8 protein-coding genes are annotated in these 12,606 nt (G+C 68.9%); 5 read left to right on the plus strand and 3 right to left on the minus strand.

Annotation, left to right across the window (positions count from 1 at the left end; all coding sequences use genetic code 11):
* Positions 1-6: 6 nt before the first annotated feature.
* From QGN32_RS07510 to QGN32_RS07520, 3 genes are read right to left on the minus strand one after another with little or no spacing between them, the layout of a single operon-like run.
* Positions 7-861, minus strand: a complete 855-nt coding sequence (locus QGN32_RS07510; RefSeq protein ID WP_326547971.1) for a sulfurtransferase — start codon at positions 859-861, stop codon at positions 7-9.
* A 3-nt stretch (positions 862-864) separates the two neighbouring features.
* Entirely contained in the window at positions 865-1,485 is a 621-nt protein-coding gene (locus tag QGN32_RS07515) for an HD domain-containing protein (protein ID WP_326547972.1), read from the minus strand.
* Between the two features lie 14 nt (positions 1,486-1,499).
* Complete coding sequence (locus QGN32_RS07520; RefSeq protein WP_326547973.1) at positions 1,500-1,952, minus strand: LppP/LprE family lipoprotein; 453 nt, start codon at positions 1,950-1,952, stop codon at positions 1,500-1,502.
* Between the two features lie 106 nt (positions 1,953-2,058).
* Here QGN32_RS07520 and recC point away from each other — a divergent pair, with 106 nt between their 5' ends.
* From recC to QGN32_RS07545, 5 genes are all read left to right on the plus strand, one after another.
* Positions 2,059-5,298, plus strand: a complete 3,240-nt coding sequence (gene recC, locus QGN32_RS07525; RefSeq protein WP_326547974.1) for an exodeoxyribonuclease V subunit gamma — start codon at positions 2,059-2,061, stop codon at positions 5,296-5,298.
* Positions 5,298-8,585 (plus strand): exodeoxyribonuclease V subunit beta, encoded by a 3,288-nt coding sequence (gene recB / locus QGN32_RS07530; protein WP_326547975.1) that lies wholly within the window; start codon positions 5,298-5,300, stop codon positions 8,583-8,585. The genes recC and recB overlap by 1 nt, the downstream gene beginning before the upstream one ends.
* Before the next feature lie 38 nt (positions 8,586-8,623).
* Positions 8,624-10,273 (plus strand): exodeoxyribonuclease V subunit alpha, encoded by a 1,650-nt coding sequence (gene recD, locus QGN32_RS07535; RefSeq protein WP_442791828.1) that lies wholly within the window; start codon positions 8,624-8,626, stop codon positions 10,271-10,273.
* 159 nt (positions 10,274-10,432) lie between these two features.
* Positions 10,433-12,037: an SLC13 family permease gene (locus tag QGN32_RS07540; RefSeq protein ID WP_326547976.1), complete on the plus strand. Its 1,605-nt coding sequence runs from the start codon at positions 10,433-10,435 to the stop codon at positions 12,035-12,037.
* Positions 12,038-12,280: 243 nt separating this feature from the next.
* The gene (locus tag QGN32_RS07545) at positions 12,281-12,604 is read left to right on the plus strand and encodes a WXG100 family type VII secretion target (protein WP_326547977.1); all 324 of its coding nucleotides are present in this window, start codon (positions 12,281-12,283) and stop codon (positions 12,602-12,604) included.
* Positions 12,605-12,606 lie beyond the last annotated feature (2 nt).

The raw sequence follows: 12,606 nt of genomic DNA on the forward strand, positions 1-12,606 counted from the left end.
GCCTCCTCATGTCGAGAGGTTTTCGGGCCCGCGCGCCACCGGGCGCGACGGGTCCGAACTCCATTCGGACCAGGAGCCGGGATACAGCGCCGCATCCACCCCCGTCGCGGCCAGGCCGGCGATCGTCACCGCCGCGGTGACACCCGAACCGCAGTAGACCGCCACGGCGCCGGCCCCCACGTCCTCGAACACCCGCGCCAGATCGCCGTCGGATAGCAGGGTGCCGTCGTCGGCCAGCAGGCTGGTGCTCGGCACGTTGACCGCGCCGGGAATGTGGCCGGCGACTGGGTCGACCGGTTCGACGTCGCCGCGGAACCGTTCAGGTGCCCGCGCGTCGATGAGTCCGCCCCATCCGAGTACCGCGTCGGCGGTGACCGTGCGCCGGGCTCCGGCGTACAGATCGTGATGAGACACGGTCACGTCGCCGGGTTCGCATGCGACGGCGCCGGTTTCCAGCGCGCCGCCCGCGGCCGTCCACGCCGCCAGCCCGCCATCAAGGATGCGGACATCGTCGATTCCGGCCGCGGTCAGCACCCACCACGCGCGCGCGGAACCGGCGCGGTTCCAGTCGTCGTACACCACCACCGGCACCCCGGTTCGCACACCCCACCGGCGCGCGGTGTCCTGAAGCGCCGCCCCGGACGGAAGCGGATGCCGACCGCGGCCGTCGACGGTGTGATCACTCAGCTCGTCCTCCAGCGACACGTATACCGCGCCGGGCAGATGGCCCCGTTCGTAGGAGGCACGGCCGTCCGGTTCGGCGAGCTGCCAGCGCACGTCTAGCAGCGTCACCGGCTCGCCCGCATCGAGTCGCCGCGCCAGCTCCGCGGCGGTGATCAGCACCGTGTCACGCGCGCTCATATCTCAGACGGTAGCGGCGACCGGCGGGCCGATCTCCTCGGCCAGCGTCTCGACGACGCGGTACAGTTCGTCGACCACCCAGCTGTCGCTTCGGCGCCGGTACACCTCCAGCAGCGAGCGGTAGTACCACAGATGCTCGTGCGGATCGTCGGTGTTGAAGCGCTGCCACACCGGCGGCCCGAAGCGGCGCAGGTCGCGCAGGATGGCTCGGGCGTTGTCGAGCTTGTCGGCCAGCGACACGCGAATCGTGCTGTCGGAGGCCGTGTTCAGGTGCGCGATGTAATTCTCCTTGCGCGCGCGCCACGGCGGTTTGGGCGTGATCACGGTGTCACTGCACTCCTCGACGATGGCCGCGACGTCGGGCCCGAAACGCTCCTCGATCCGGGCCAGCGTCGCGTCGCCGCCCTGGTCTTCGGCCGCGTCGTGCAGCAGCGCCGCGATGGCCTCGGTCTCGGTACCGCCGGCCTCGATCACCAGCCCGGCCACCGACAGCAGGTGACCGATGTAGGGCACGTCGCTGGCCTTGCGGGTCTGGGTGCCGTGCAGGTCGGCGGCGTAACCGAGCGCCTCGTGGAACTTCGGGCCCAGGCGGGGCGATGCCGTTGGGGATGCCGTTTCGCTCACTCGTGCTCCCTTACTCAGGCCGACGGCGGTGGTGGATCGAGCATCACGGCCCGGTCACCGTTCCATTGATACCGCGCGCTGTGCACCGCCGCGGGCATACAGGCATTGCACTCGCCGGGAACCTTGTAGGTGAGCACAACGGTGTCGCCGGTGCTGGCCGCGGCGTCCAGCGACGTGAAGCCGTACGCCTTCGAGGTGCCCGTTCCGAGGTACTCACCGCGATGGAACAGCAGCGCCTGCACCGGCGAACTGCCGGTGCCGCCTTCGGTCGTCACCAGGATCGTCGACAGCTCGGCGCACGCGTCGTAGTTGCTGTCGACGGGTGTGCTGTCCCATTTGGCGCCGGTGAGCGGCTCGAACGGCAACTGCGCGAGGGCGAGACGTAACGCGTCGGCCTGGTCCGGCCCGCACGACGGCTGAGCTGACGCGCTCGGTGGCGCGATCATCGACATACAGACCACAGCCATGCCGGTTACCGTCGCGGCCATCCATCGAATCACTGATCTTGGCTTCCCTCCCCGGCGGGCCGACAAACGTCGCCCATGTCGGAGCCACCTCCTATGGTTGGCTGCAATGGCGCTTCACTTACATCGGGCTGAACGCACCGACCTGCTCGCTGACGGACTCGGTGCCCTGCTTTCCGACCCGCTGCCCGACCCGTTCGCCGAGGAACTGGTCATCGTCCCCGCCAAGGGTGTCGAACGTTGGCTGAGCCAGCGGCTGAGCCACGTCCTCGGCCGCGGGACCGGTGACGACGGTGTCTGCGCCGGAATCTCCTTCCGCAACCCGCGCTCGCTGATCGCCGAATTGTTGGAACTGAACACCGACACCTGGTCCCCCGACGCGATGGTGTGGCCGCTGATGGAGGTCATCGACGCCACCTGCGCCGAGGGCTGGTGCCGACCGTTGGCGGTCCACCTCGGCCATTTCGAAACCGGCGACGAGAAGGAGCTGAGGCAGGGCCGGCGCTACGCCGTCGCCCGCCGGCTCGCCGGGCTGTTCGCCTCCTACGCCCGCCAACGCCCGCAACTGCTGGTCGACTGGGAGCACGGTATCGCCGGTGACATCCCCTCCGACCTCGCCTGGCAGCCACCGCTGTGGCGTGCGCTCATCGAGCGCGTCGACGCCGACACTCCGCACGTCCGCCACACCAAAACCCTTGTCAGGCTTCAGGAATCGCCCACGGAGCTGCCAGAGCGACTTTCGCTGTTCGGCCACACCCGGCTGCAGAGCACCGAGATCGAACTGCTCGACGCGCTTTCCACCCATCATGACCTGCATCTGTGGCTGCCCCACCCCAGCGACGACCTGTGGCGGCACCTCAAAGGCACGCACGGCCAGATCCCGCGTCGCGAGGACACCACCCACCGCCGAGTCGGCCATCCCCTGCTCGCCACGCTCGGCCGCGATCTTCGCGAACTGCAGCGCGGCCTGCCCGGCGACCCGCAGACCGACGAGTACCTGGGCGGTGACGACCGGCCGGACACCCTGCTCGGCTGGCTGCAATCCGACATCACGGCCAACGCGATTCGGCGAGAAGGGCGGGTGCACACCGCCGCCGACCGCTCGGTGCAGGTGCACAGCTGTCACGGTCCCGCCCGCCAGGTCGACGTGCTCCGTGAGGTTCTACTCGGACTACTCGCCGACGACGAGACGCTCGAACCGCGCGACATCCTCGTCATGTGCCCGGACATCGAGACCTACGCCCCGCTGATCGTGGCCGGGTTCGGGCTCGGCGACATGATCAAAGGCGTCCACCCGGCGCACCAGTTGCGGGTGCGTCTGGCCGACCGCTCGCTCGTGCAGACCAACCCGCTGCTGGGTGTCGCGGCCCAACTGCTGGCGCTGGCCGGGGGCCGGGCCACCTCGAGCGAGGTGCTCAACCTCGCGCAGGCCGCGCCGGTGCGGGCCCGCTTCGGCTTCACCGACGACAACCTGGAGGACATCGCCCGCTGGGTGCGCCAGGCCAACATCCGCTGGGGTTTCGACACCGACCACCGCAAACCCTACGGCGTCGACTTCGTCCAGAACACCTGGCGCTTCGGGATCGACCGGGTACTGGCCGGGGTGGCCATGTCGGATGACTCCCACGCCTGGATCGACACCACGCTCCCACTCGACGACGTGAGCAGTAACCGGGTCGACCTGGCCGGCCAACTCGCCGAGTATGTCGACCGCCTGAGCCGCGCGGTCCAATCCCTCACCGGGGCAAGACCGCTCGAGCAGTGGCTGCGGTCGCTGACGGAGAGCATCGGCCTATTGACCCGCGTCGGCGACGACGACGTATGGCAGACCGCCCAACTCGAGCGGGAGTTCGCCGATGTGCTCACCGCCGCGGCCGCCCGCACGAACACCGTGATGCGGCTGCCCGATGTGCGCGCGCTGCTCGACCGCCACCTCGCCGGCCGCCCGACCCGGGCCAACTTCCGCACCGGCACGCTGACGGTGTGCACGATGGTGCCGATGCGCTCGGTTCCGCACCGCGTCGTGTGCCTGGTCGGTCTCGACGACGGGGTGTTCCCCCGGCTGGGGGTGGTCGACGGCGACGACGCGCTCGCCCGCGCACCGATGACCGGGGAGCGCGACATCCGTTCCGAGGACCGGCAATTGCTTCTCGACGCCATCGGTGCGGCCACCGAGACACTGGTGATCACCTACACCGGCGCCGACGAGTACTCCGGTCAGGAGCGGCCACCCGCCGTCCCCCTCGCCGAGCTCCTCGACACCCTCGACCGCACGACCGAGCACAGGGTCCGCGACACGCTCCTGGTCAAGCATCCGCTGCAGCCGTTCGACACCCGCAACGTCGTGCCCGCCGAGCTGGTCCCCGGCGTGCCGTTCAGCTTCGACTCCACGGTCGAGCGCGCGGCGCGCACCCGCGCCGGTGAGCGCGCGACGCGGCCGAAGTTCGTCTCCGGGCCGTTGCCCTCCCCCCCGGCCGACGACGTCGTGCTCGCCGACCTCGTCACGTTCTTCAAAGACCCCGTGAAGGGCTTCTTCCGCGCCCTGGACTACACGCTGCCGTGGGAGGTCGACGGGGTCGAGGACGCGATGCCCGTCGACATCAATGCGCTCGAGGAGTGGACGGTCGGCGAACGCATGCTGCAAGACATGTTGCGCGGCATGGATGCCGACCAGGCTCGCCACACCGAGTGGCGGCGAGGCACCCTGCCGCCCGGGAATCTCGGCTGGCGCAAGGCCAACGAGATCTGCGAGCAGGCCGCGCTCATCGCCGAGGCCGCCCGGCCGTACCGCAGTGCCGACCCGGCGGCGATCGACATCGACGTCGAGATCGGCGGAGGCCGACGGGTCACCGGCACCGTCACGCCGGTCTACGACGATCGGCTCGTCTCGGTCACCTACTCCAAACTCGACGGCCGTCATCTGCTGCAGCCGTGGATTCTGTTGCTGGCGTTGCTGGCTCATGACCCTGACCGCGCGTGGAAGGCGACCGGCATCGGGCGCCCCAAACGCGGCACCACTCCGCGGGTGGAGGTCATGGGCCGGCCGCAGGAATCCGCGACCGAGTTGCTCGCCGACCTGGTCGCGATGTACGACCAGGGCCGGCGCGAACCGCTGCCGCTACCGGTGAAGACCTCGTTCGCGTGGGCCGACGCGGTACACGGTCACCGCGATCCCGAGTATGCGGCGCGCTACAAATGGCATCCTGACCGCTACCCCGGCGAGGACGTCGAGAAGGCTTATGAGCGCGCGTTCGGCGAGGGCGCATGGCTGTCGCATCTCGTCGAACGCGGCCTCGACACGTACGCCTGTCGGTTGTGGCTGCCCATGCTGCGGGCGCTGGAGACGTGATGGAACCCTTCGACCTGTTGGGCGACCTGCCCGCCGAGCGCTCGACCACCGTGCTGGAGGCCAGCGCGGGCACCGGCAAGACCTTCGCGTTGGCCGGCCTTGTCACCCGCTATCTCGCCGAGGGCGTGGCCACGCTCGACCAGATGCTGCTGATCACGTTCAGCCGCGCGGCCACCCAGGAACTGCGCGACCGGGTGAGGCGCCAGATCGTCGAGGCGGTAGAGGCTTTCGACGAGCCCGCGTGGGCCGGCGACAACCAGATCATCGGGCACCTCCTCGACGGCACCACCGATCAACTCGCCGACCGGCGGCGCAACCTCCGCGACGCATTGGCGGCCTTCGACGCCGCGACGATCGCCACCACACACCAGTTCTGCCAACTGGTCCTCAAATCGCTGGGGGTGGCTGGCGACACGGACTCCGGCGTCACGCTGGTCGAAAGCCTCGAAGAACTGGTCACCGAGATCGTCGACGACCTCTACCTGCACCACTTCGGCCGGGAGCGCGACAACCCGCTGTTGAGCTATCCCGACGCGTTGCGACTGGCCAAGGAGGTCGTCGAGCACCCCGCCACCGAGCTGAGGCCTCAGCACCCCGAGCCGGGCTCGCGCGCCGATGTCTGCGTCCGGTTCGCGAAAGACGTTCTGGCCGAATTGGATAAACGGAAACGCCACCGGGGCGTTCTTGGCTACGACGACCTGCTCGGCCGGCTGGCCGACGCACTGGAGGCCGACGACTCCGCCGCGCAGCTGCGCATGCACCAGCGCTGGCCGATCGTGATGGTCGACGAGTTCCAGGACACCGACCCCGTGCAATGGCGGGTGATCGACCGCGCGTTCACCAAACGCTCGACGCTGATCCTGATCGGCGATCCCAAACAGGCCATCTACGCGTTCCGCGGCGGCGACATCGTCACCTACCTCAGCGCCGCCGAGACCGCCGACGTGCAGATGACTCTGGACACGAACTGGCGCAGCGACGAAGCACTGGTGAACCGTCTACAGGCGGTGCTGCGCGGCGCCCAACTGGGCCATCCGCGCATCGTCGTGCACGACGTCGTCGCCAAGCACCGAGGTTCGCGGCTGCGCGGCGCTCCGTGCGGCGACCCGTTCCGGCTGCGGGTGGTACGCCGGGAGACATTGGGCCGCAGCGGTAGTCGCGGCATCCCCATCGGCGAGCTGCGGAGTCATATCCCGCGCGACCTGGCCGCCGACATCGGTGCCCTGCTCGACTCCGGCGCGACTTTCGACGGTGCGCCGCTCCAAGCCGGTCACATCGCGGTGATCGTGGAGAAGCACCGCGACGCTCGGGCCTGCTACCGGGCGCTATGCGAGGCGGGCATCCCCGCGGTCTACACCGGCGACTCCGACGTCTTCGCCTCCGACGCCGCCGCGGACTGGCTGGCCCTGCTCGAGGCGTTCGAACAGCCGCACCGGCCCGGCATCGTGCGCGCGGCGGCCGCGACGATGTTCTTCGGCGAGACCGCCGAATCCCTCGTCGAGGGCGGCGACAAGTTGACCGACCGCATCGCGGAGACGTTGCGGGAGTGGGCAGCTCACGCCCGGGAACGCGGTGTCGCGGCGATCTTCGAGGCCGCGCAACTCGCCGGCATGGCCGACCGGGTGCTGTCCTGGCAGAACGGCGAGCGGCAGATGACCGACCTCGCCCACATGACCCAGCTGTTGCAGCAGGCCGCGCACCGCGAGCACTTCACATTGCCCGCGCTGCGGGACTGGTTACGCGCGCAGCGCGACGAGCGAAGCGGCACCCCGGAACGTTTCCGCCGCCTCGACAACGACGCTGCCGCCGTTGCGGTGATGACGGTGTTCGTCGCCAAGGGCCTGCAGTTCCCGGTCGTCTACCTGCCGTTCGCGTTCAACCGCAATGTCTGGGAACCCGAGCTCGTGCTGTACCACGAGGGCGACACCAGGTGTCTGCACGTCGGCGGCGTCGACAGCCCCGACTTCCATGCGGTGTCGAAGGTGGGGCGCGAGGAGGACGCCAGCGACGACAGCCGCCTGATGTATGTCGCGATGACCAGAGCGCAGTCGCAGCTGGTCGCGTGGTGGGCGCCGTCTCGTGACGAACCCAACGGCGGCCTGTCGCGGCTGCTTCGCGGTCGGCGGCCCGGCGAGGCGATGGTTCCGGATGCCGTTGTGCCCGCGAAGGTTTCCGATGACGACGCGATGACACGCCTCAAGGAATGGGAGGCCGTCGGCGGCCCGGCGATCGAGGAGTCGGTGCCGCGTGATGTTCCCGAGCGTCCGGCGCAGCCGGCGCCCACCGGGTTCGCGGCCCGGCACTTCCACCGTCCGATCGACTCGGCGTGGCGCCGGACCTCATACAGCGGGCTCATCCGCGCGGTCGAGACGGCACCGGTCAGCAGTGAACCCGAAGTCGTCGAACTGGACGACGAGGTCGCCGAAATCCCGGTGACGACGACGGCAGCCGATGCCGACGTTCCGTCGCCCATGGCGGAGTTGCCGAGCGGCGCCAAGTTCGGCACGCTGGTGCACGCGGTGCTCGAGACGGCCGATCCGTTCGCCGCCGATCTCGCCGCCGAGTTGGAGACACAGATCCGCGACCACTCGGCGTGGTGGCCGGTCGACGTATCTGCCGAGGAGTTGGCAGCGGCGATGGTGCCGATGCACGACACCCCGCTCGGACCGCTGGCCGACGGCAGGACGCTTCGGCAGATCGGGCTGTCGGACCGGATGCGGGAGATGGACTTCGAATTCCCGTTGGCCGGTGGTGATCTGCGTGCGCCGGCGCCCGACATCAGGCTGGCCCACGTCGGTGAACTCCTGCGGCAGCACCTGTCGGCCGACGACCCACTGAGCTCGTATGCGGAGCGGTTGACGGGTCCCGGCCTGGGCGCGCAGTCGCTGAAGGGATACCTGTCCGGATCGGTGGACGCGGTGCTGCGCATCGGGCAGCGGTACGTCGTGGTGGACTACAAGACCAACTGGCTCGGCGATCCCAATCGGCCGTTGACGGCGGCCGATTACTCGCAACCGCGCCTGGCCGAGGCGATGCTGCATTCGGACTATCCGCTGCAGGCCCTGCTGTACAGCGTTGTGCTGCACCGGTTCCTCCGGTGGCGGTTGCCGGGATACGCACCCGGGCAGCAACTCGGTGGCGTGCTGTATCTGTTCTTGCGCGGGATGTGCGGGCCGGACACCCCGGTGCAGGACGGCCACCCGGCCGGGGTGTTCAGTTGGGCGCCCCCGGCGGCGCTGATCACCGCGCTGTCGGACCTGCTCGATACGGGCAGCGTGGCGGCGTGACCAGCCTGGAGTGGCGGCGGGCCCTCAGCGCCACCGGCCTGTTGCGCACCTTCTCCGACGCCGAAGTTCTCGACGCATCGGACGTGCATGTCGCACAACGGCTCTGCGCACTCACCAAGGCGCCCGACGAGGAAGTATCGCTCGCGGTGGCGCTGGTGGTGCGGGCCCTTCGCAACGGGTCGGTGTGCTTGGACCTGCGGACGGTCGAGCAACAGGTCGGCGTCGACGGGCTGCCGTGGCCCGCCGTCGACCCCTGGCTCACCGCCATCGCCGCCCACCCGCTGGCCGGTGAGCCGCCGGTGCTGCGGGTCGACGGGGATCTGCTGTACCTCGACCGGTACTGGCTCGAAGAGCAGCAGGTGTGCGACGACATCCTGTCGATGATCGCCACCACCCCGTCTGCGTCCGCACCGGATCTCGGCAGGCTGTTCCCGCCGGGCTTCGAGGAGCAGCGTGCCGCGGCGGAACTGGCTTCGTCACAGGGTTTGACGGTGCTCACCGGTGGTCCGGGTACGGGTAAGACGACCACGGTGGCGCGGCTGCTCGCGCTGCTGGCGAGCGGGACCCGGCTGCGGATCGCGTTGGCGGCGCCGACCGGGAAGGCGGCAGCGCGACTGCAGGAGGCGGTGCAACTGGAGGTGGACAAGCTCGACGCGACCGACCGGGAAGCGCTGTCCGGCCTGCACGCCACGACCATGCACCGACTGCTCGGCAGCCGCCCCGACAGCTCGGCGCGGTTCCGGCATCACCGCGGTAATCGGTTGCCGCACGACGTGATCGTCGTCGACGAGACGTCGATGGTCTCGTTGACGATGATGGCGCGTCTGCTGGAGGCGGTGCGGCCGGAGGCCCGGCTCATCCTGGTCGGCGATCCCGACCAGTTGGCGTCGGTGGAAGCCGGTGCGGTGCTTGCGGATCTGGTCGACGGCCTCGGCGACGGGCGGATCGCGGAGTTGAAGACGTCGCACCGGTTCGGCGAGTCGATCGGGGCGTTGGCCGGCGCGATCCGTGCCGGCGACGCCGACACCGTGATGGAGGTGCTGCGCGCCGGCGGCGAGCACATCGAGTGGGTCGACACCGAGGAGCCGTCGGAGCATTTGCGGAAGGTGTTGGTGCCGTTCGCCGTTGAGCTCCGCAAGGCGGCGATTCTCGGTGCCGACGACGCGGCCCTGGCCATCCTGAACGAACACCGGCTGTTGTGCGCGCACCGCCGCGGCCCGTTCGGGGTGCGGTACTGGAACCGCCAGGTGGAGCGGTGGCTGGCGGAGATGACCGGCGAGCCGATCTGGTCGGCGTGGTACGCGGGACGGCCGGTGTTGGTGACCGCGAACGACTACGGGCTGGGCCTGTACAACGGCGACACCGGTGTCACGGTGCTGCGCGACGGCGCGCTTCGCGCGGCGATCGCCGGCGCCGAACGGCTCGAGTTCGCGACGAGCCGACTGGCCGATGTGGACACGATGCACGCGATGACGATTCACAAGTCGCAGGGCAGCCAGGCCGACGAGGTCACCGTGCTGCTTCCGCCCGAGGACTCTCGGCTGCTCAGCCGCGAGTTGTTCTACACCGCGGTGACCCGGGCGAAAAAGAGGATCCGGGTGGTCGGCCCCGAGGCCTCGATCCGAGCGGCCGTCGAACGCCGGGCGGTGCGCGCGTCGGGTCTGGCGCGCCGCCTGCGGGGCAGCTGATTCCCTTACCGCGAGCGCTCAATCTGGTACGGATTTCGGCACCCAAACCGTACATAGGTGAGCGCTCGCGCTGGTTTCGGTTTAGGCTCGGCTGATTTCCGGGCACTCCTTCCCGGCGGTTGTGGCGTAGCACTCAGTACCGGGTGGACGGAGCCTGCGATGAGCACGGAGAACGAGGTCACGCCGACCGAGGTCGACAAGGCACTGCTCGGGAGCGCGACCTACCGAAGCCTCGGTGAGCAGAGGCTCTCCCCGCGCGAAGAGAAGTTCGAAAAGGTCCGGCGGACCGTCGGCCTGTTCCTCGCCCCGCTGCTGGCCGTCGTCTTCCTGGTCCTGCCGATCGACATCCCACGCGATCAGCAGGTGCTGGGCGCCGTGCTGCTCGGCGTGATCACGCTGTGGATCAGCGAGGCGGTGCCGATTCCGATCGGCGGTCTGCTCGGTGTCGCGGTCACGGTCTTTCTCGGTGTGGCACCGGTCGACGATGTGCTCGCCCCGTTCGGGTCGTCGACGATATTCACGTTCATCGGCGCGTTCATCCTCGCCCAGGCGATGCTCAGACATGGCGTGGCACGACGTTTCGCGTTCCGCATCCTGGCCTTGCCGCGGGCGGGACGCTCCACCACCGGAGTGATCCTCGCGTTCGGCGCGATCACCTGCCTGCTGTCGGCGTTCGTCTCCAACACCGCCACGGTGGCGATGCTGTTGCCGACGGCGCTCGGGATCCTTTCCGTCATCGCCAAACTGCTGCAGCAGCGCGGCGATGTCGAACCGGACTTCGACCCGCAGCGGCTGCGGGTGGGCGCGGCACTCATGTTGATGCTCGCCTACGGCGCCGGCGTCGGCGGACTGCTCACCCCGGTGGGCAGCCCACCGAACCTGATCGGGCGAGGGCTGATCGAGGAGGCCACCGGTGAACGGATCAGCTTCGGCCAGTGGACGGTGATGGCGATCCCGATCTGCCTGGTGATGTTCCTGCTGCTGGCACTGATCCTGTTGCGGCTGAACAAACCAGAGATCAAGCGGATCGACGGGGTCGCCGACTATGTGGCCGGCGAGCGCGAGAAGCTGGGTTCGCTGTCGCGGGCCGAGAAGAACACGCTGACCGCGTTCGGTATCACGGTCACGCTGTGGATCCTGCCCGGTGTGGTCGCGTTGATCACCGGCACCGAGTCCGAGGTGTACGAGTTCGTCAGCGATCGCCTCGACGAGGGCGTGGTCGCGGTGTTCGGCGCGTCGCTGCTGTTTCTGCTGCCGACCGACTGGCAGAACCGCGAGTTCACGCTGCGCTGGAAGGACGCCGCCGAAATCGACTGGGGCACAATAATCCTGTTCGGCACCGGTATCATCTTCGGCTCGCTGATCTCGTCGACGGGCCTGGCCGAGACCATCGGCACCTCCGTCGACGACGCGCTGGGCCTGACGAGTGCCGTCGCGATCACCGTCTTCGCGGTGCTGCTGGCGATCATCGTGTCCGAGACGACCAGCAACACCGCATCGGCGGCGGTGGTGGTGCCGATCATCATCCCCGTCGCGGTGGCCGCCGGGGTCAACCCGTTCGTGCCCGCCCTGGCGGCGACGTTCGCGGCGTCCTTCGGGTTCATGCTGCCGGTGTCTACGCCGCAGAACGCGATCGCCTATGGATCGGGCGTCGTACCGATCACCAAGATGATCCGCTCGGGCATCTCCTTCGACATCGCGGGTGCGATTCTCATCATCGTCATGCTGCCGCTGATGGTCAGCCTGCTCGGGCTGGGCACATGACCGGGATCGCGGCCCGACACGGCGTCGCGTTGTCCTACACCGAGTTCGACTGGTCAACTCAGCGCTACGAGTGAGATGGGCACTTCGGGCACCCAACGACCTGCACACCAGCAAACCATTTCATCGCGCCCCGGCCGCATTGCCACCGTAAAAATTGGTGCATCGGGGGGTATTGCGGCGATGGTACCGTTGACCAGCAAACGCTGAAAATCCCCTGGTCCATGGCGAGTGTTGGGTGAGTCGATGAGTGAGGAACTGCAGGTCGACCCGCTGGAGGTGCGGATGGCGGCCGATCACGTCGGTGCGGCCGCCGACGCTCTGCGGTCGGCTCACGGCACGGCGCATGATCGCATTGGCGCCGCACAGGCCGGTTGGATCGGATCGAGCGCGGCGGCGCTGGCAGCAACCACCGCGAAATGGGAGGAAGAGTCCCTCTCGCACTACACCGAGCTCATCGGACATGTCGACGATCTCCGATCGGCGGCAGCGAACTACGTGGGTACCGACCACCAGGAGGCTTCCGGGATCGACTCTGCGGCATCGCGTTTGGGCTCCATGGGACTCTGACC

This window comes from Mycolicibacterium sp. ND9-15 (genome assembly GCF_035918395.1).
GTDB lineage: Bacteria > Actinomycetota > Actinomycetes > Mycobacteriales > Mycobacteriaceae > Mycobacterium.

Bases quoted from the DNA above. Each gene is read 5' to 3' on its own strand.
- QGN32_RS07510 (WP_326547971.1), bottom strand. From the start codon at position 861: ATGAGCGCGCGTGACACGGTGCTGATCACCGCCGCGGAGCTGGCGCGG.
- QGN32_RS07545 (WP_326547977.1), top strand. From the start codon at position 12,281: ATGAGTGAGGAACTGCAGGTCGACCCGCTGGAGGTGCGGATGGCGGCC.
- QGN32_RS07540 (WP_326547976.1), top strand. From the start codon at position 10,433: ATGAGCACGGAGAACGAGGTCACGCCGACCGAGGTCGACAAGGCACTG.
- recC (WP_326547974.1), top strand. From the start codon at position 2,059: ATGGCGCTTCACTTACATCGGGCTGAACGCACCGACCTGCTCGCTGAC.
- QGN32_RS07520 (WP_326547973.1), bottom strand. From the start codon at position 1,952: ATGGCTGTGGTCTGTATGTCGATGATCGCGCCACCGAGCGCGTCAGCT.
- recB (WP_326547975.1), top strand. From the start codon at position 5,298: ATGGAACCCTTCGACCTGTTGGGCGACCTGCCCGCCGAGCGCTCGACC.